Consider the following 19,745-nt stretch of genomic DNA (forward strand, 5'->3'; position numbering starts at 1 on the left):
CCACATCTGAAGGAAAATTCACCCGTGAACAGCAAGCTTCGCAAGACCGCATCCGCCCTCGCGATCGCCGCGGCGGCGCTCACCCTCACCGCCGGGGCCGCCGGCGCGCGCGAACAGCAGCAGGCCGCCCCGGCCGGGGCCGAGGCCGCATTCCCGCAGGAGGCGAGCGACCTCGAGGCCGATCCCCGGGTCATCTACGGCCGGCTCGACAACGGGCTGCGCTATGCCGTGATGCGCAACCAGACGCCCAAGGGCGTGGCCGCGCTGCGGATGCGGATCGACACCGGTTCCTGGAACGAGACCGAGGAGCAGCGCGGCATCGCCCATTTCCTGGAACACATGGCGTTCAACGGGTCGCGCAACGTGCCCGAGGGGGAAATGGTCAAGCGGCTGGAACGGCACGGTCTGGCGTTCGGCGCCGATACCAATGCCAGCACCGGCTTCGACCAGACGGTCTACAAGCTGAACCTGCCGACGGTGAGCGACGAGGTGATCGAGGAAGCTTTCTTCCTGATGCGCGAGACCGCGAGCAACCTCCTGCTCGATGCCGAGGCGATCGAACGCGAACGCGGCGTGATCGCGTCGGAGAAAAGCGCGCGCGATTCGGTCGGCTTCCGTTCCGCGGTCGACAACCTGGCCTTCTTCACCCATGGCAGCGGGCGGGTCGATCGGCTGCCGATCGGCGTGGACGAGACGATCGCCTCGATGCCGCGCGAGGAGTTCGTCCGCTTCTACCGCGACTACTACCGGCCGGAGAACACCTTCATCGTCTTCGTCGGCGACGTCGATCCGGCGGTCGCGATCGCGAAGATCGAAAGCCATTTCGGCGACTGGCGCCCGGCGCCGCCGGCCGGAAGCGCGCGGCCGCTGGTCCCCGCGACGATCGAGCCGGGCCGGATCGGATACTACCAGGATCCGGAGGTGCTGACTTACGTCACGCTCGCCTCGCTCTACCCCTACGAACAGGGGCCCGACACGCTCGCGCGGCGGCGGGCCAATTTCCTGCGCGACCTCGGCAACAGCATCGTCTCGCGCCGGCTCAGCCGGATGGTCGATGAAGGCGAGGCGCCGTTCCTTGCAGGCTCGCTCGCCAGCTATTCGCAGCGCGACATCGTCGACGGGGTCGCGGTGCGCGTCCGCAGCGAGGAGGGCAAGTGGCAGGAAAGCCTTGCCGCCGCCGACGTGGAGATCCGCCGCGCGCTGGAATTCGGCTTCACGCAGGCGGAACTGGACGAGCAGCTGGCCCGCCGGCGGCGCAGCCTCGAAACCGCGGTCGAGCGGGCGGACACGCGCAAGACCTATGCCTCGCGCGGGTACAACCATGCCAAGGCGCTGGTCGATGCCTTCGACAGCGAGCGCGTGTTCACCTCGCCCCAGGCGAACCTCGCCGCGTTCGAGACGTTTGCCGAGGGCCTGACTCCGGCCGATGTCGAGGCCGCCTTCCGCCGGGCATGGCGCGCTTACGACAAGCCCGCGATCTACCTTTCGACCGCGCTCGAGCTGGACGATGTCGAGGCGCAGGTCTCGCAGGCGCTCGCGCAGGCGCGGACGCTGCCGGTCAGCGCCCCGGCCGAACGCGAGATCGGCGATTTCGCCTTCACCGACTTCGGCGGCCCCGGCACCGTGGTCGAGGATCGCCATGTCGAGGATGCCGATGCGCACCTGGTGAAGTTCGCCAACAACGTGCGGCTCAACTTCAAGCAGACCGATTTCGATGCCGGGACGATCTACGTCCAGGTCAGGATCGGCGACGGGTTCTTCTCGATGCCGCAGGGGGCCGACGAGGGGCTGCGGCGGCTGGCCGTGAACCTGCTCGGGCGCAGCGGCGTCGGGCCGCATACGAGCGAAGACCTGCGGACGATCTTCGCCGGCCGCCGCCTCGGGGCGCGACCGATGCTGCGCGTGGGCGAGGACGCGATCGAGATCCTCGGCGCGACCGATGCCGCAGACCTCGCCGACCAGATGAACCTGATGGCCGCCTATGCGCTGGCGCCGTCCTATCGCCAGACCATTGCCGACCGGTACCGCGACCAGATCAGGGCCTGGTACCCGACGCACGATTCCACGCCGATCTCGATCGCGAACAAGGAAATCCCGCGGCTCGTCCGCTCGGGAGACGAGCGCTACGGCTACGGCGACCTCGAATCGTTCATGACGCCGACGCTCGAAGAGGCGCGGCAATGGCTCGATCCGCAGCTTCGCGAAGGGCTGATCGAAGTCACCGTGGTGGGCGACGTGGAAAAGCAGGCCGTCGTCGACCAGGTCGCCCGCACGTTCGGCGCGCTTCCCGAACGCGCGGACCGGCCCGGCGACTATCCCGGCGCGCGCGACCTCGCGTTCCCCGATCGCCCCGCCGAACCGGTCGTGCTGCGCCATTCCGGCGTTGCCGACCAGGCGCTCGCCCGCGTCTACTGGCCCGGCCCCGACGGGTTCGACCCGGTCACCGTCTACCGGCTCGAGGCGCTTCGCAGCATCCTGCGCAACCGCCTGACCGACGTCCTGCGCGAGGAACTGGGCAGCACCTATTCGCCCGGCGTCGGCGTGGAAGCGAGCGACGAGGCGGAGGGATACGGTTACATCTTCGCCCATGTCACGACCGCGCCCGATGCCGCGTTCGACGTGATCGCAGAGACCGAGAAAGTGGGCGCGCGGCTTGCCGCCGAAGGGGTCGAGGCGGACGAGTTCAAGCGCGCGATCCAGCCGCTGATCGAGGACCTGGCCAGTTCGCTGCAGAACAACGCGTACTGGATGAACGTCCTCGGCGATGCGCAGACCGACGGGGTCGGCCTCGCCAGGTTCCGTGCGCGCGAGCAGGCCTACCGCGAGATGACCGCCGACGACGTCTCGGCGCTGGCGGAGCGGATCTTCCGCAGCGAGCGGGCCTACCCGGTGGCGATCCTGCCGGTGGATGCCGGGGGCGAGGCGGCCGACTAGTCCGCGCCGCTCCCGCCGCCGGCGCGGGGCCGGTCCTCGCCCGGCGTCCTCAACGCGTGCAGTTCGCGCAAGTGCTTGCACGTTTCGACCAGCGCGAAGGCCAGCGCGCCGAGGGCGGACGGATCGCCGCCGTCCTCGCGCCCGCCGCCGTCGCCGCGCGCGAGCCGGGCGATCTCCTCGACGCTGTGGTCGAGAGCGTCGAGGTCGGGGGCCGTTTTCGACGGGTCCTGCATGTCGTCGAGCGCCTGGGCCGCCTGCCGGCGCACGGCGGGCAGCACGCGCGACAACTGCTCCGATCGCTCGGCGGCGAGGCCCCAGTCCTGCGTCGCCAGCCGGTCGATCACGATCAGCATGTGCCAGAGCCGTTCGAGTGTCTCGACCTGGCGGCACAGGGCCTGGCGCTGGCCGCCGCGGCGGACGCTGCCCGCGGCGGCCCGCGCGATCGCGGCCTGGCGCAGGAAACGGCGGTGGATGTCGGCCAGTTCGCCGTGCGCGCCCATCGCGATGTCGAGGCCCGCGTCGAGCAGTTCGTTGCACGATCGCAGGGCCTGCGCGATCGCCCGGCGCGCGCGCCGGACCGCGCTCTCGGGCCAGACGAGGAACGCCGCCAGCAGCCCGGTCGTCGTTCCGACGAGGATCGCGAGCACGCGGTCCAGCGTGCCGCCGGCGGCCACTTCGCCCTGTTCGAGGGCGACGATCGTGGCCGCGACGATGCCGAAGCGCCAGCCGGGGCGGAAGCTGGTCATCGCGCTGGCGGCCAGCGCGGCGAGGGCGACGCGAAGCGCGGTCGTGTCCTCGCCGCCCAGCAGCCAGACGCTGGCGGCCCCGATCGCCGTGCCGGCCAGCGTCCCGGCGACCCGCGCAATGGCCGAACGCCACGTGCCGTCGGTGCTCTGGCTGACGACGTAGAGCGCGGAGATGATGGCCCAGGATTCGTGCGGCAGCGCGAGCCGGGTCATGACGAGCCAGGTCGCGCCGCCCGCCGCCGCACTCTCGAGCGAGGTGCGCGCGGCATCGCGCACGGTCCACGACCGGGCCGAGGGGGGCGTCATGCCGGGCCCGGCGCGCCGGCATTCCCGCCGGGCCGCGCGTGCGACCGGTGATCGGCTCGGTGATCGGGCCGGTCGCCGGGCCATTGGCTGGGGACAGCTGCGAAATCCGCCATCGCCTTGATCAAGATCGCCGCGCGCGATCCGTTCCCGCCCGGGTGCCGTGGCCGGGTGCCGGGGGCCGGGTGCCGGAACAGGTTGGGGCCCGTCCCGTTCGTTGGGCATGTACCAGCACGACATCGAACCTTCCGCCGACCGCAAGCCCGATAGCGACACCGGCGGCGCCGGGAAGGGCGCCGAAGCCCCGGCGGTCGAAACGCCGCCCTGGGACCTGGTGATCCAGCCCGGCCCGGTGATGGTCACCGCGATCCATGCCGGCCACACGATCCGCCCGGAGCTGCGCCCCTGGCTCGCGATCGCGGAGGAAGAGCGGCTGCGCGAGGAAGACCCGCTGACCGATCTCCTCCTGCCCGCCGGCGACACGATCGTCCGCGGCAACCGGTCGCGTTTCGAATTCGATCTCAATCGCCCGGTCGAAAAGGCGGTGACCGTCGATCCGGAGGATACCTGGGGCCTCAAGGTCTGGTCGAGCGACCTGCCCGAGGGGCTGCGCGAGGAATCGCGCGCGCTGCACCGCGAGTTCTACGCGCTGATCGCCGAGCGGGTCGAGGCGATGATCGCGCAGCACGGCCGGATCCTCGTGCTCGACCTGCACAGCTACAACCATCGCCGCTCGGGCCCCGACGGCGCGCCGGCCGACCCGGCGGAAAACCCCGATATCGACCTGGGCGCCACGACCCTCGATCGCGAGGTCTTCGGCGGCCTGCACGATGCCTTCGCCGCGGCGCTGCGTTCGCGCCCGGTCGCCGGGCGCACGCCCGACGTGCGGACCAACGTGCGCTGGGAAGACGGCGGCCATTTCCCCGAATGGCTCCACGCGACGTACGGCGACAGGGCCTGCGTGATCACGCTCGAATACAAGAAGATGTTCATGGACGAATGGGACGGGACGGCGGACGTCCTGGCCCTGCAGGACCTGCGCGAGGGGTTCCAGGCGGCGGTGGCGCGCGCGCGGGACTGGCTGGCCGACAATCCCGGCCGGCCTTCGGCGTGATGCAGCGGGCGGCAGGCGAGTGTTCCCCGGCCGACGCGGGCGAGGGCCGGGGCGGGGCGGTCTGCGGCGCGACGCGCGAGGTCGATCGGGCGCTGGCGGCGATGGACCGCCGGATCGACTGGCTGCAGCGCCTGACCCCGGTGAACGTGGACGAGATCTGGGAAGGGTTCGTCGCCTCGGGGTTCAGGACAATGCCCGACAGCCGTTTCAGCGACGGGCTGGAGGACGAGGCCCCTTCGCTGCGCGAGCAACTGTTCGCGCTGCCCGTGCGCGAGATCGACGACCCGCGGATCGAGGCGCTCCTGCTGGAAAAGCAGCGCGAGCTGGACCGCCAGATCGAGCTGGTGCGGATGCGCGACAAGGCGGGTTTCATCCTGGCCAGCATCGACCTGTTCGGCCCGGTCAGCGAACGGCTGCTGACGACCGCGCTCGACCTGCTCGATGCCGTCCCGATCCTGCCCAAGGATGCCGAGGATACCGATGTCGAGACGGTCTGCCGCGCGGCGCGCGCCACGGTCGCGCACTACCGGCAGGCGGCACCCGACTTCCGCTGCGAGGTGATCGTCGATCCGACCCCGGGAACCTCGATGTACGTCGATAACGGCGATTTCCACGTCGCCTTCGATTACCGCACCTCGCGCCACCGGGTCCGGCCGCTGCTCGCGCACGAGATCGGCACCCATGCCGTGACCCGTCACAACGGCGCGCACCAGCCGCTGCGGACGCTGGCGGGCGGGCTCGCCGATTACGACGTCCTGCAGGAAGGCCTGGCGGTTCTCGGCGAATATCTCGCCGGCTACCTCCCGGCCGACCGGTTGCGGATCCTCGCTGCGCGCGTGGTCGCGGCGCACATGGCGGTGGAAGAGGCCATGGGCCCGGAAATCTACGCCTGCCTGGTGGAAGAACACGGGATCGAGCCGGCCGACGCCTTCGACACGACCGTGCGTGCCAAGCGCGGCGGCGGGCTGACCAAGGACGCGCTCTACCTCAAGGGGCTGGCCGAACTGCTCGCCTATCTTCGGCGCGGGGGAGATTTCGCGATCCTCTTTCTTGGCAAGTTCGCGCTCCACCAGCTGCCCAGCCTCGAAAAACTGATGGCGGACGGCGTCGTCCGCCCCCCGGCGCTCCTGCCCTCGGTCGCCACCGACGACGCCCCTCGCCGCCGGCTGGCGCAGGCCCGCTCTCTCGAACTTCATCAACTGTACCAGGAAAACCCGCCGCAATGACGACGCCTACGATCAAGCTCGCCTTCGTGGTCAACGATGTCGCGACCGAACAGGACAACTACACGACGATCCGGCTCGCCCGCCGGGCGGTCGCGCGCGGGCACGAGGTCGCGCTGATCGGGCTGGGCGACTTCATCTACGACTGGGAGGAAGGCATCTGCGCGATGGCGACCCTGAGCAAGGTGGCCAAGTTCAAGGACGACACGACCTACCTCGCCCACTTGCAGGACCCGGAGCGCGAACGCACCCGGATCCGCCTCGGCGATTACGACATCCTGATGCTGCGCAGCGACCCGGCGGAGGAGCTGACCTCGCGCGCCTGGGCCCCGGCCTCGAGCCTCCTGTTCGCCCAGCTCGCCTCGCTCGGGCCGACGATCGTGCTCAACGATCCGCGCCACCTGACCGACGCGGTCAACAAGACCTATTTCCAGGGTTTTCCCGAAAGCGTCCGCCCGCAGACGACGATCACCCGCGAACTGGACGAAGTGCGCCGGTTCCTCGACGCCCACGACGGGCGCGGGGTGATCAAGCCGCTGCAAGGCTCCGGCGGGCAGGGCGTGTTCATGATCGACAAGAAGAGCGGCCACAACCTCAGCCAGATCACCGAGGCGGTGACCCGCGACGGCTACGCGATCGTGCAGGAATACCTGCCCGCGGCCAAGGACGGCGACCTGCGGATGATCACGCTCAACGGCCGTCCGCTGAAGGTCGATGGCACATATGCCTGCCTGCGCCGCTTCAGCGAGACCGACGATCACCGTTCCAACATTTCCGCCGGCGGCAGCGTGGAGATGATGGCGCCGGACGAGGATGCCCTGACGATCGCCGAGATCGTCGGCCCCAAGCTGATCGACGACGGGATGTACCTCGCCGGGCTCGACGTCGCGGGCGACAAGATGATGGAACTGAACGTCGATACCCCGGGCGGGGTCAGCTTCATGGAGGATCTGAGCGGCGTCGATTTCAGCGGCGCGATCATCGACGACCTCGAACGCAAGGTGCGGTTGCAGCGGCAGTACGGCGGCACGCTGACCAACCGTCAGCTGGCCGTGATCTAGGGGCGCCCTGCCGCGCGCCGGGGCGGCCGGGCCGGTTTCGCGGAACATGCGCCCCGGCCGCATCGTAGATTCGCCGTAACGCGCAACGATGCGAGGTAGCGATGTTGAAACGAACGCCCGAACTCAAGCCGATCGAGGACCAGGTCATGGTCATCACCGGGGCCACGTCCGGCCACGGCCTCTGCACTGCCGAGATGGCGGCCGCGCGGGGGGCGAGGGTCATGCTCGCGGCCCGCGACGAAGAGGCGCTGAAGGAGGTCTGCCGCGAGATCGAGGCGCGCGGCGGAACGGCCGACTACGCGGTCGTGGACGTGGGCGACGAAGGCGACATGCAGCGCCTGGCCGACAAGGCCGTCGAACGCTTCGGCCGGATCGATACCTGGGTGAACAATGCCGGGGTCGGCGTCTATGCCCAGGTCCTCGACCTCGAGATGGAAGACCATCGCAAGATCTTCGAGACCAATTACTGGGGCGTCGTCCATGGCTCGACGATCGCGGCGCGCCATTTCCGCGATGCCGGCGAAGGCGGTGCGATCATCAACGTCGGCTCGATCAACTCGGACCTGCCGGGGCCGATCCTGGCTTCCTACAACGCGTCGAAGCACGCGGTGAAGGGCTTTACCGATTCCTTCCGCATCGAACTGCAGATGAACGAGGAACCGATTTCGGTCACCCTGATCCAGCCGAGCGCGATCGGCACCCCGTTCCCGCAACATGCGCGCAACACGACCGGGTACCGGGCGCGCCTGCCGAACCCCGTCTATGCGCCCGAAGTCGTGGCGCGCGCGATCGTCGATGCCGCGCAGCATTCGCGGCGCGACGTGGTCGTGGGCGGGGCCGGCAAGCTGCAGATCCTGGGGTCGGTCGCCTTTCCCCACCTGTTCGACAAGATCGCGGCGACGATGGCCGACAAGCTCGTGGACCGCGAGGTGCCGGTGCCCGAACGGGCCGGCAACCTCCATCGCCCGGCGGGCGACGACGGCGCGGTCGAGGGGCGCCAGCGCGGCCGCCATTTCAGCGCCTTCAGCACGCTCGTGCGGAACAAGGGCGCCGCGCTCGGCGGTCTCGTCATGGTCGGGGCCCTGGCGGCGCTGGCCGGGCGCAAGGCCCGCGCCTGAACCGCCGGCGGCTCACGGCGCCTGCGCGGCGTCTTCGCGCGACCAGCCCTGGGCGTGGCGTTCGAACCAGGCGAGGATGGCCGAGGCCTTGGCCGCCGATTGCGAAGGACGGGCGGCAATGCCCCCGTGGCTCGCGCCGGGCACCTTGACCAGCGCGGTCGGCACCCCGCGCAGGCGCAGGGCGGTATAGTACTGCTCCGACTCGCTGACCGGGGTGCGGTAATCCTCGCTGCCGACGACGACCAGCGTCGGGGTCTCGACCTCGCCCACCAGCGACAGGGGTGACAGCCGCCAGTAGGTTTCCGGGTCTTCCCACGGCTGCGCGCCGAGCCAGTACCGCCCGAAGAAGGCCGGCCCGTCCGCGGTCAGGGCCTGGGTGGTCCAGTTGATGACCGGTTTCTGCGTCGCCGCGGCCTTGAACCTGTTCGTCTTGCCGACGATCCAGCTGGTCAGCACGCCGCCGCCCGAACCGCCGGTCACGAACAGGCGATCGGGATCGGCGATCCCCAGCGCGATCGCGCGATCGACGATCGACATGAGGTCGTGATAGTCGTTGCCGGGGTAAGCCTTGTCGATCAGGTTGGCGAAGTCCTCCCCGTAGCTGGTGGAACCGCGCGGATTGGCCGAGAGAACCGCGTATCCGGCCGCGGCATAGAGCTGGTTGTCGGTTGCGAAATGCGGGCCGTAGGCCGCGAACGGTCCGCCGTGGATTTCCAGGATCAGCGGCACGCGCTGCCCCTCGACATAGCCGGGCGGCAGGGTCAGCCAGCCTTCGATCTCGATCCCGTCGTGGCTCGACCGGGTGGCGATGCGCCGCACCTCGCCGAACGTCTTCACCGCCCTCAGCGACCGGTTGAGATCGGTCAGGATGCGCGCCTCGCCCCCGCGGTGGAGCTGGACTTCGGCCGGCCGGGTCGCGGTGCCGCCGGTGAAGGCGATCGCGTCGTTATCGGCCACCGAGAAGCTGCCGCCGGTATAGGGCCGGTCGAGCCCCCCGCCGGACAGGCCGTGCACGACGTCGCGGACCGAACCGTCGAGGCCGATGCGCGCGACGCGCGTCTCGCCGCTTATGTCGTACTGCGCGTAGATCGCGCGCCCGTCCGCGTCCCAGGCGATGCCTGCCGGGCTGTAGCCCCAGTCCGCCGTCAGGTTGCGCCGGCCCGAGCCGTCGCGGTTCATCACGTAGAGGTCGTTATCCTCGTAAGCGCGCAGCGCGTCGTCGAACCCGAGATAGGCGATCTTTCCCCCGTCGGGCGAAACGGCGGGGGAGTGATCGGGCCCGTTGCGATCCGTCAGGCGGGCGATCGCCCCGCTCGCGACGTCGAGCGCGTGGATCTCGCTTTCCAGCGGGTCGTCTTCCCAGTCGGGGCGGCGATTGGCGCCGAAATAGATCGTCGCGCCGTCGGGCGACCAGCTCAGCGGGCCGCTGTCATGGTAGCGGCCGAACGTCAGCTGGCGCGGCGCGCCGCCGGTCGCGGGCACGAGGAAGATCTTCTCGAACCCGGGTTCGACATAGCCCTGACCGTCGGCGCGATAGGTCAGCAGGTCGTGGATCTCGAGCGGTTCCGCCCATTCGGCGCCCTCGGGCCGGTTGGCGGGGGCCGCGCCGAGGCTGGGGCCGCTGTCCTTGACCAGCATCGTATAGGCGATCGATTGCCCGTCGGGCGACCAGGCGATGTGCGACGGGCTGGTCGGCAGGCCGGTCAGGCGCACTGCCTCGCCCCCGTCCAGCCACTGGACCCACAGTTGCGCGCCGCCGCCTTCGGTCGAGGCATAGGCGATGCGCCGGCCATCGGGCGACCAGCGCGGGCTGAAGGCATCGCCGGCGCGCCCGGCGAGCGGGGTTTCGCGCCCGGTCCGGGTGTCGATCAGCCAGATCGCGCTGACCGCGCGATCGGTCATGATGTCGTTGGTCCGCCGGACATAGGCGATATGGCGCCCGTCGGGGCTGATCTCCGGATCGGCGGCGATCGCGATATCGAACAGGTCTTCCCCGGTGAAGCGCTGTTCCGGCCCCGTCCGCTCGCTGCCCATCGCCGCGCCGGACAGGGGGGCGGCGGCCTGCGAGGCCGCGTCTTCGCGTGCCCGGGCCGGCGCGTCGCCGTCCTGCGCCAGCGCCGCCATCGGCAGGGTGAACAGGGCGAACCCCGCGACGAACTTGCCCATCGACATGGTGCCTGGTCCTTTCATCTTCGGTTTCACGGGCATCCGGGCGCGCGTTCAGTCGAGCAGGTGGCGCTGCCAGAACAGGATGCTCGACCACAGGAAGTAATCGGCGTTTTCCTTCTTCGCGAAACCATGCCCCTCGTTCTGCGCGAGGAAATGCCAGGCCTCGCGCCCGTTGGCGCGCACGGCGGCGATGATCTGGTCGGCCTCCGACGCCGGCACGCGCGGGTCGTTCGCCCCGGTTGCCACCATCAGGGGGATGCGGATCTGGTCGGCGCGCGTCAGCGGGCTGATTTCCTTCAGCTTGGCGCGCTGCCGCGGATCGCGCTCGTCGCCATATTCGACCCGGCGAAGGTCGCGCCGGTAATCCTGCGTGTTCTCGAGGAACGTCACGAAATCGGAAATCGCGACGATGCAGTTCGCGCCCCGCAGCCGGTCGCCATAGGCGATCGCGCTGGCGTAGCACATGTACCCGCCATACGATCCGCCGGTCACGCCGATGCGCTGCGCGTCGATCCGCGGGTCCTGCTCCAGCCGATCGAGGAAGGCGCCGATGTCGCGCACCGAATCCTCGCGCCGGAAGGGGCCGTTGTCGAGGCCGACGAACCGCTTGCCGAAGCCGGTCGATCCGCGCACGTTGGGATAGAATATCGCGATGCCCAGCTCGTTGATCAGGTAGTTGTTCCGCCCCAGGAAAGTGGCGGTGGACTGGCCTTCGGGCCCCCCGTGGATATTGACCAGCAAGGGCCGCGGCCCCGGATGGCGGGCCGGGTCGGGCATGTAGAGGAAGCCGGACATCGCCTCGCCGTCGAAGCTCTCGATCTCGACCAGGCTCGGCAGGACGTTCGCCTCGGGGTCGAGCCCGCCCATCTCGCTGGTGGTCCAGCGGGTCAGCTCCAGCGTGGCCGGATCGACGCTGTAGGCATCGGCCGCGCCGCGGTTGGAGACGAGGGTGAAGCCCAGTTCCCCCCAGGGCGCGAACTCGATCCCGCCGACGGTCCCGGGGGGCAGGGCAACCTCGCGCACCTCGCCGGTGGGGACGTCGTAGAGCTTCAGCTGCGACTGCCCGGCGGCGTTGACCTCGTAGGCGATGGTCCCGCCGTCTTCCGAAATGTCGAAGCCGACGATGTCCCAGGGTTCCTCCACCAGGGGTTCGAACCGGGCGGTTTCGCGGTCGAAGATGCCGAGGCGCTTGAACTCGGCCCCGTGGTCGCTCGCCACCCAGAGGCGGCCGTCGGGCGCGTATTGCAATCCGCTGAAGGCGACCGGCGTGCCTTCGGGCGTCAGCCGCTCGATCGCGCCGCTGGCGACGTCCACCTCGTAAAGCTCCATCTCGGTGACCGAGATATAGTTGCCGACCAGTGCGGTCCCGCCATCGGGGGTGAAGTCGGCGACGAACCAGCCGCCGCCCTCGCGCTGCGCGAGCATCCGCGTGGTGGACGGGTCGCGCGGGTCCATCAGGTAAAGGTCGGTGTCGCGCCCGTTGCGCCGGGTCGAGCTGAAGGCGACCATCGACCCGTCGTCCATCCACGCGCCCAGTCCGTTGCGGCTCGTGCCGTCGGTCAGCAGCTCCAGCCGGCCGTCCACGAGGCGATAGATCTGGTAGAACTCGTTGCCGCCGATGTCCTTGGAAACCAGCTTGACGTCGCCGGCCCCCGGGGAGACCGAGACGCCGCGGATCGGCTCCGCTTCGAAAGTGAGCTGCGAACGCGCGGCCCCGGGCGCGGCCACGCGGTGGAGCTGGGTCGTGTCGCCGAACCGGGTCGCGACGAACATGGCCCGCGTTTCCGGATCCCATTCGGAGAAGCTGGCCGTGCGGTATTCGAAATAGGGACGGGTCGCCTCGACCAGTTCCTGCGGGACGGGCGGGATGCCGTCGGCCACGACCGCCGCCGGCTTGGGCGCGGCGGCTTCTGCCTCGCTATCGGCCTCGCCCCGTGAAGCGGGATCCGGGGCAGCGAAAGCCGGTGCCGCGAAAGCCGGCGTCGCCAGGGCAATCAGGCCGGCGGCCAGGGCATGTTTCATCGTGTTCCTCCCATCCTCGCGTCTATTGGTAACGGTTCTGGCGCGATGGTCCAGCCCGCCCGGCGGCGTTCCCCCTGCGCCTTCTCGCGCAAGCGCGGGCGCGGCGCCGTGCCCCCGGCCTGCGCCGTTTTAGTCCGCCTCCCCGGCAGGATCGATGACCAGAAGGAGCCGGCGCATCCCGGTCCCCGCGATCGGAGGCGACCGGTGGACGGCGGGGCGGCCCGCGGCCAGGCGCCCCCTGAAGATCCCCACGTCGCCGGGGGCGAGCGCGCGGATCGCCAATGGCTCCTGCCCGGCGGCGATCCGCTCCGCGTCGGCGGGCGTCACCCATTGCGTGCCGGCCCCGGTATAGGTCGTGATAAGGCGCATCGTGACCCAGTCGGCGTGGAACTTGCGGCACGAATTCGTCTCCACCACCGACAGCCGCACCTCCACGGCGCGGGTGCCGGCGAGCGCCGCGAAATGCTCGGCCATGTCGGCCACGTCGTCGACCAGCGCCTGGCGCGGCGCGCCACCGGCAAAGCCCGCTTCGCCCAGCGCGCCATCCACCCTGCGTGCGAGATCCGGCAGCGCGGTCGTCAGGCGGACATCGCCCGGTTCGCCGGCCAGCCATTCGCCGATCGCGAAAGGCGGCTCGCGGCGCCAGATCGCGAGCTGGCATTCGGGGCGTTGAATCGCGCGAAGCGCGGCCGGGGCAGGGCCATCGATCATGCGGGGAAGGGTTTGAACGTCCATTGCTCGTCGCTTGTTCAGTAAGGTTACAACATATCATTATGGGTATGCGTTCGGGCCTCGCGATGCAAGGCCCGCGGGCTGGCGGCGGATGCCCGCCCTTCGCCCGATCAGAGATCGATCGTCAGGTAGGCCGAGACCCTGCGCCCCGCGATCGGCGCGTAGGCGCCGGCCCCCCTCAGCGCGAAACCGTAGACGTCCCCGATATTGAGCGCCTGGACGCGCAGCGTCGTATCGCGCCCGGCGATCCGGAAGCGATAGCGGGCGCCGAGGTTCACGATCGTGCGCGCCGGGATCCACACGGCATTGTCCACCCGCGCGGGAACGGCGCCGTCGTGGGAGATGCCGGCATCGAGCGAGAGGCCTTCGAACGGCGTGCGCCAGTCGAGATTGAGCTCGGCCGATCGCGCCGGCAGGCCGACCGGGCGCGAGCCGATCGGGGTCTGCGCGTCCTCGATCCCGGTCACCCGCGGTTCGAGCACGACGACCCCCGCGACGACGTTCAGCCGCGGGGTGACCGCGCCCGCGAGCGAAAATTCCGCCCCGCGGTTGCGCGTTTCGCCCAAGGGGCCGAACCGGTCGCCGGCGTCGAGGGTGAAATAGGGCTTGCGCAGTTCGAACAGGCCGGCCGAGACATTGAGCGATTCCGCCAGGCGATAGCGCAGGCCGCCGTCCAGAATCTCGAAGCGCTGATCGATGCCCGGTTCATCGACAGCATCGCCGATGCGGACAAGGCCGAATATCGCGCCATCGGTTACGGCCCCACCGGCTATCACGACGGGAATGCCACCGGCAGGGAGGCTTTCCAGCGACTGGTGCGCTTCCTTGGCAGGGACTATCCCGAGATCTTCCGCGATGTCGTCCTGGACGTACCGACGAGCCCGGTTGCGGCGGCGCCTTATTACCTGCGCGTCAACGGGCAGGAATCCGAGCTGCGATACGTCAATGCCGACGGTTCGCTCGGTGCCGAGCTCGACCGCGATTTCGCCACCGGCTTCTACTATTACTTCGACGATAGCGGCGAGAAGCAGCTGGTGCGCTATGCCGATGGCGCAAGCGACTATGCCGATACGGACATCTACGCGCGCGCGCACCATCCCTGGATCATGGGGCAGCGTTACGGTGGGGAGGCCGAATACTATCGCGGCAAAGTGCAGACGTACGATCCGGTCGGATACTCGGTGGTTGCGGGCAGCGTGATCGTTGCCGCCGCGCGGGACCTGGTGCTGGAACAGCGCCCCTCGTCGATCCGCACGAGCGGCGCGGGCGGCGATATCCTGATCGCCGTGGGGCGCGACATCGCCGCGCACGATGCAGTGGCGAAGACGGTCGTGACCGATATCGTGACCGATGGCCGGGCCAGCATCGATGCCGGCGGCGCCATTCACAACCTGACGGTCGCCGCGCACGATCTTGCGGTCCGGGCGGGTGGCGATATCGCCGGCGGAATCTATCAGGCCACCGGCCAGGGTATCGTCACCAGCGGGGGCAGCATCGTCGCGGGCAGCGAAGTGAAAACCTATAGCGACGATTTCTTCACCGGCGATCCGCAGGCGCCCTATGCCGACTGCAGCATCACCAACGACCGCTGCCACTGGGATCGCGACCCGACCGATGTGCTGCGCGGATACCCGCTCCACGCCTTCTTCGATGCCGGGGAAGCGGGCACCTTGCGGGTCGAGGCTGCGGGCGACCTTCACGTGGAGGCCGCCTATGGCGGCGCCGATGCGTCGGTTGCCTTCTACTCGGCCGGCGGAGACATCAGCGCCTGGAACAACGATTACAACATCGTTTCGGCGGCGATGCACAATGCGGCGGGTATGCCCTATTACCTGAACGCGAACGACGGCATCAATGCACCGCCGTTCGACGGCGGACAGATCTGGGCGGGTACCGTCTCGATGATCGCCGCCGGCGGTGACGTGAACGTCGAGGGCGGCTTTCGGATGACCCCGGCCCAGCACGGCAACCTCGACATCCTGGCGCGCGGCAATGTGCGGATCGGCCACTACGACCGGTTCGAGGATGCGGTGCCGATCGATGGCCGGTCTGAGCGGGATCACGCGTGGCGGCTTGCCACCCACCAGAACAACTATCGCTCCACCTTGCTGGGCATCTACATGATGAGCCAGATCAAGGACGACGGGGTCTATTGGGTCGATTCCTATTACCAGGACATCTACGGCCTCCTGGACGAACGCCACCTGATGCTGCACGAAGGCGACCTGGTGCCCAGCCGGATCTACGCCGCGGAAGGCGATCTGGTCACCATCGGCGGGATCACCTCGACCGAGCAGTTGTGGATGAAGGCGGGCGGGGACGTCTATTTCCCCAATGCCATCGTCCAGCACAACAATCCGGGCGATGTCAGCCAGGTGACCGCGGGCGGCGGGATTTACTTCGGCACCTTCCACGAGACCGGCGATATCTATCTCGGCTACGGCAGCCAGCTCCACGTTCGCGGGCCCGGTGCGCTCGAGATCGAGGCCGGGGGCGACTTGTGGATCCCGAGCAATTCCGAAGGGATCACGACCGATATCCTCTACGACGTCGCGCGAGGCGGGTTCGGCGGCTACGTCAACGTTCCGCTGGATCCGAACATGAAGGCGGCCGACATCGCGATCAGCGTCGGCTACAACGAACAGCCCGCCTACGCGGATTTCGAATCCGCCTATTTCGATCCGGCCAACATCGGCGCGATGGAGGACTACCTGCTCGCCGAGGCGGGCGATGGGGAGCAGTTGCCGATCTACCTGTTCGATCGTTTCTATGCCCGCGGCAACGGCTCGGGCGTGGAACTGGTCGACGGCGGCCTCGCCGGCGGCTTCGTCAACTATGTCCGTTCGCTCCAGGGCCTGGAGCCGCTTGCAGACGAGGCGGCGCAGCGGGCTTACCTTGACCAGGCCTGGGATTACTGGGTGCGGTTGCCGGCGGGCAAGGAAACGCCGTTCGATGCGCTCGTCCCCCGCTATTCCGCCGCCGAAGCGACGGAACAGGGACTCGACGGGGCTTTCTTCGTGCCCGAACGGCGCGAGGGACTGGTCAACTACGTGCGCGGGCTTCAGGGCCTGGCCCCGCTGGAAAGCGCAAGCGAACAGCGCGAATATCTGCCCGAAGCGCTCGAATATTGGGAAGGGCTGGACACCGTTTATAAGGCACCCTTCTACCGCTCGGTCCTGTTCCTGGAACTGCGCACGGCCAGCCGCGAGGCGAACGATCCCGACAGCGAGCGGCAGGGGTCGGTGGGGCGCGGCTATACCGCCATCGGCACGCTCTATCCCGGGGCGGAGAAAGAGGCTGCCGAAGGCGAGGGGCGCTGCGCTGGGAAGGCAATTTCGAAACTTTCGCCAGCCGCGTCCTGTCGAACAATGGCGGAAACGTCTCGGTCGTCGTGCCCGGCGGTTTCTTCCGGCTGGCCAGTGCCGCCGCCAGCGCGGAACAGACCGGCCAGCCGTCGGAGGGCAACATCCAGGGCGATGCCCTGCGCGCCGGTGTCGTCACCCAGGGCGGCGGCGAAGTGAACATCCTCACCCACGGCGATACCGACGTGAACCAGTCGCGCGTGCTCACGACCCAGGGCGGCAATATCATGATGTGGTCCTCCTACGGCAACATCGCCGCGGGGAACGGCGCGAAGACCTCGCTCAGCCCGCCTTATTACGACCGCGCGGTGGACGATATCGCGAACCTCACGCGTTCGCCCGCAGGGCTGCCGACCGGGGCCGGGATCGGCACGCTGGCGACCACCGCGGGGGTCGCGCCGGCCGACATCGACCTGGTGGCCAATCACGGCATCATCGATGCCGGCGATGCGGGGATCCGGGTGTCGGGCAATCTCAACGTCTTCGCGATCGAGATCCTCGGTGCCGACAACATCGACGTCATCGGGCGCACCACGGGGCTTCCCGAAGCGCCGGCCGCGCCGCCGACCTCGCTCGACGTCGACGATGCCGGGGCCAAGGCGCTGCAGGGCGGCGCCGCGCTGAAGGAAACGCTGGAGGCGGTGCGGCGCAGCAATGCGGCGACGACGCCCTCGATCATCGAAGTCCGCGTGACCGGCTATGGCGAGGGGGCTTGCGACCCGGCCGACGATCGCTGCGAGCCGGTGGCCCAGGGGCCCCGCGCCGCCGCGCCCGCCGACGACAGGCGGCCGGCCAGGGTCGCGGCCAACACCGCCCTGCCGCGTTTGCACACCGCGCTGGAGTTCGACATCCCGCGCGGCCGCATGGAAACCACGCTGCGCGCCATCGCGCGCGCGTCCGGGCTCAACATCGTCTATAACGACCCGCGTATCGACCGGGCGATGGCGCAGCCCGTTCGCGGACGCATGACCGTGGAGCAGGCGCTCGATCGCCTCCTGCGCGAGGAAGGGCTGGAGCCGGTCCGGGTCGACAGCCGCACGATCATGGTCCGCGCCCGCGCGAGTTGACGGCTCCTGAGCCGCTGGCCGCCTCAAACGGCCCGCGGGGCGCCGGACGCGCGCCGCGAGGCCGCGTCCGGCGCAACCTTGTTCGGCGCCACGCGTGCGGGGAGCGGCCGGTCAGGCCGCGCTGCGGCGGGCGAGTTCGAGCTCGATCGGGTCGCCGCCGGCCAGTCGCAGGCGGGCGAAGGCGCCGGGGCAGTTGCCTGCGATCCATTCGAGCATCCCCTCGCGAATGTCGCACCGCAGGTCGAACAAGGTGCCCGAATCCGCCGCGCTCATCAGCAGGCGCAGTTCGATCGCGTCGCGGTGAGTCTCGGTCACCTGCGCGACCTGGACCCGCCCGTCCCACCGCTCGTTGGCCTTGATCTGGCGTTCGAACTCGGCGCGGATCGGGCCGATTCTGGCGGCCGGATCGAGATAGAGGACCACCGTGCCGAGAAGCTGGGCGGTCTTCTTGGTCCAGTTCTGGAAGGTTTCCTCCAGGAAATGCGAGGTGGGCACGATCAGCCGGCGCTCGTCCCAGATCTTCACCACGACATATGTCGTGCGGATTTCCTCGATCCGTCCCCACTCGCCGTCGACGATCACCACGTCGTCGATATTGATCGGCTCGGTCAGGGCCATCTGGACGCCGGCGATCAGCGATTTCAGCGCCGGCTGGGCCGCGGCGCCGACCGCCAGGCCGGCCAGCCCGGCCGAGGCGATCAGCGTCACCCCGATCTCGCGGATGCCGGGGATCGAAAGCAGGATCAGGCCGACGGTGATGAACACGATCACGAACGTCGCGATACGGCTGAACATCGTCAGCTTGGTCCGCCGGCGCCGGGCGGCGAGATTGTCGGCGACGTCGATGTCCGCCCGCATCTTCATCGTTTCGACGAGGGCGTGGAGTATGGCGAAGGCGATCCAGCCGACGAGGGCCGGCATCACGAAGCTGGCGACTTTCTGCCATACCTGCTCCAGCCGCGGAAACTCGCGCGCGACGACGATCAGCGCCAGCGCGACCACCGCGACGCGGGTCGGCTGGGCCAGCTTGCGCAGCAGGACATCGTCCGATCCGCTGTCGCTGCGCCGCGCGAGCCGTCGCATCATGCGGAAGGCCAGCCAGTGCAGCCCCAGCGCGACCAGCGATGCGCCTGCCGCGAGGGCAAGCGCATCCCAGGGGTAGGGCAGGGCAGCGATCGCAGGTATTTCGGATACCGTCTCAGCCATCGGCGCGCTCCGTTGCGAAATCCCGATTACCTAGAGGAAACCGGAGGGCCGCCGGCCGTTCCGAAAGAATTCCTCGCAGGCGGGCTCCGGCGCCGGGCCCGGCCGGTGCGCGGTGCGATCGGCGGGCCGAGCCGGGACTTGCCCCGGCCGGTCAACCCCGCGGGCGGTAGGGGCGCGGGGCCAGGTTCCCCCGGTGGCCGCTTTCTTCCTCGTCCCGCTCGCCGATGGTCTCGAGCAGCGCCAGGATGAACTTGCGGCCGTGCGGGGTAAGACTGACGATCACCCTGCGATGATCCAGCTCGTCCACTTCGCGCCGGAGCAGGTTCGCATCGTCGAGCCGGTCGATGATCCGCATGGCGGACGTGGGGGTGGTATTGCAGCTGAGCATCAGGTGCTTGACGTAGACGATCCCGCCTTCCTCTCCGTTCACGAAGAGCTCGAAAAGGATGTCCCAGGCCCAGTCCTTCAACAGATTGTGGGGAACGAAGTCGCCGATCCGGCTGCGCGCCTTCATGATCCGGCGGGCCAGCTCCAGCAGTTCGCCGTCGACCGGCGGCTGCTCCCGCCCGGAGCCCGACAGCGATCGTAGCGTTCGGCGGGCGGTCGGGGAAACAGAAACATCATGCCGAAGGGTGGATTTGATGTCTATTTCAGCCATGTCGTGAATTTGAACCCCGTATCCCAACAA

The 19,745-nt window shown here is 69.2% G+C and carries 14 protein-coding genes; 7 read left to right on the forward strand and 7 right to left on the reverse strand.

Going from position 1 to position 19,745, the window contains the following annotated elements; all coding sequences use genetic code 11:
* Nucleotides 1-24: 24 nt before the first annotated feature.
* Nucleotides 25-2,934: a M16 family metallopeptidase gene (locus T8T98_RS02740; RefSeq protein WP_251104133.1), complete on the forward strand. Its 2,910-nt coding sequence runs from the start codon at nt 25-27 to the stop codon at nt 2,932-2,934.
* On the opposite strand, the gene T8T98_RS02745 is transcribed toward T8T98_RS02740, so the two are convergent.
* Nucleotides 2,931-3,986, reverse strand: a complete 1,056-nt coding sequence (locus tag T8T98_RS02745) for an FUSC family protein (protein ID WP_251104132.1) — start codon at nt 3,984-3,986, stop codon at nt 2,931-2,933. The two genes, T8T98_RS02740 and T8T98_RS02745, sit on opposite strands and share 4 nt — an antisense overlap.
* A 220-nt stretch (nt 3,987-4,206) precedes the next feature.
* Here T8T98_RS02745 and T8T98_RS02750 point away from each other — a divergent pair, with 220 nt between their 5' ends.
* The 4 genes from T8T98_RS02750 (at nt 4,207) to T8T98_RS02765 (ending at nt 8,499) form a co-directional block, all read left to right on the forward strand.
* Nucleotides 4,207-5,097, forward strand: coding sequence for an N-formylglutamate amidohydrolase (locus T8T98_RS02750; RefSeq protein WP_251104131.1), 891 nt, complete (start codon nt 4,207-4,209; stop codon nt 5,095-5,097).
* Nucleotides 5,097-6,323 carry a tyrosine/phenylalanine carboxypeptidase domain-containing protein gene (locus tag T8T98_RS02755; protein ID WP_251104130.1) on the forward strand — a complete coding sequence of 409 codons (1,227 nt, stop codon included), beginning with the start codon at nt 5,097-5,099 and terminating at the stop codon, nt 6,321-6,323. The genes T8T98_RS02750 and T8T98_RS02755 overlap by 1 nt, the downstream gene beginning before the upstream one ends.
* Nucleotides 6,320-7,381: an ATP-grasp domain-containing protein gene (locus T8T98_RS02760; RefSeq protein WP_202388872.1), complete on the forward strand. Its 1,062-nt coding sequence runs from the start codon at nt 6,320-6,322 to the stop codon at nt 7,379-7,381. Before T8T98_RS02755 ends, T8T98_RS02760 begins: the two co-directional genes overlap by 4 nt.
* A 101-nt stretch (nt 7,382-7,482) precedes the next feature.
* Entirely contained in the window at nt 7,483-8,499 is a 1,017-nt protein-coding gene (locus tag T8T98_RS02765) for an SDR family oxidoreductase (RefSeq protein ID WP_251104129.1), read from the forward strand.
* A gap of 12 nt (nt 8,500-8,511) precedes the next feature.
* Here T8T98_RS02765 and T8T98_RS02770 read toward each other — a convergent pair whose 3' ends face one another.
* The 4 genes from T8T98_RS02770 to T8T98_RS02785 all read right to left on the reverse strand — a co-directional run bounded on the left by T8T98_RS02770 (nt 8,512) and on the right by T8T98_RS02785 (nt 14,198).
* Complete coding sequence (locus T8T98_RS02770) at nt 8,512-10,671, reverse strand: S9 family peptidase (RefSeq protein WP_407675067.1); 2,160 nt, start codon at nt 10,669-10,671, stop codon at nt 8,512-8,514.
* A gap of 48 nt (nt 10,672-10,719) precedes the next feature.
* Entirely contained in the window at nt 10,720-12,690 is a 1,971-nt protein-coding gene (locus T8T98_RS02775) for a S9 family peptidase (RefSeq protein ID WP_251104128.1), read from the reverse strand.
* Between the two features lie 129 nt (nt 12,691-12,819).
* Nucleotides 12,820-13,425: a DUF1826 domain-containing protein gene (locus T8T98_RS02780; protein ID WP_251104127.1), complete on the reverse strand. Its 606-nt coding sequence runs from the start codon at nt 13,423-13,425 to the stop codon at nt 12,820-12,822.
* A 107-nt stretch (nt 13,426-13,532) separates the two neighbouring features.
* Nucleotides 13,533-14,198 carry a TonB-dependent receptor domain-containing protein gene (locus T8T98_RS02785; protein WP_322295801.1) on the reverse strand — a complete coding sequence of 222 codons (666 nt, stop codon included), beginning with the start codon at nt 14,196-14,198 and terminating at the stop codon, nt 13,533-13,535.
* Between the two features lie 39 nt (nt 14,199-14,237).
* On the opposite strand from T8T98_RS02785, the gene T8T98_RS02790 reads away from it, so the two are divergent.
* On the forward strand, nt 14,238-16,943 hold the full coding sequence (locus tag T8T98_RS02790) for a hypothetical protein (protein ID WP_322295802.1): 2,706 nt from the start codon (nt 14,238-14,240) through the stop codon (nt 16,941-16,943).
* 71 nt (nt 16,944-17,014) lie between these two features.
* Nucleotides 17,015-17,851, forward strand: a complete 837-nt coding sequence (locus T8T98_RS02795; protein ID WP_322295897.1) for a filamentous haemagglutinin family protein — start codon at nt 17,015-17,017, stop codon at nt 17,849-17,851.
* Between the two features lie 111 nt (nt 17,852-17,962).
* On the opposite strand, the gene T8T98_RS02800 is transcribed toward T8T98_RS02795, so the two are convergent.
* Both T8T98_RS02800 and T8T98_RS02805 read right to left on the reverse strand, forming a co-directional pair.
* Nucleotides 17,963-19,057, reverse strand: coding sequence for a mechanosensitive ion channel family protein (locus T8T98_RS02800; RefSeq protein ID WP_251104124.1), 1,095 nt, complete (start codon nt 19,055-19,057; stop codon nt 17,963-17,965).
* Between the two features lie 151 nt (nt 19,058-19,208).
* Complete coding sequence (locus T8T98_RS02805) at nt 19,209-19,715, reverse strand: MarR family winged helix-turn-helix transcriptional regulator (RefSeq protein WP_251104123.1); 507 nt, start codon at nt 19,713-19,715, stop codon at nt 19,209-19,211.
* Nucleotides 19,716-19,745 lie beyond the last annotated feature (30 nt).

The organism is Pelagerythrobacter marinus (assembly GCF_034375205.1).
Taxonomy (GTDB): domain Bacteria; phylum Pseudomonadota; class Alphaproteobacteria; order Sphingomonadales; family Sphingomonadaceae; genus Pelagerythrobacter; species Pelagerythrobacter marinus.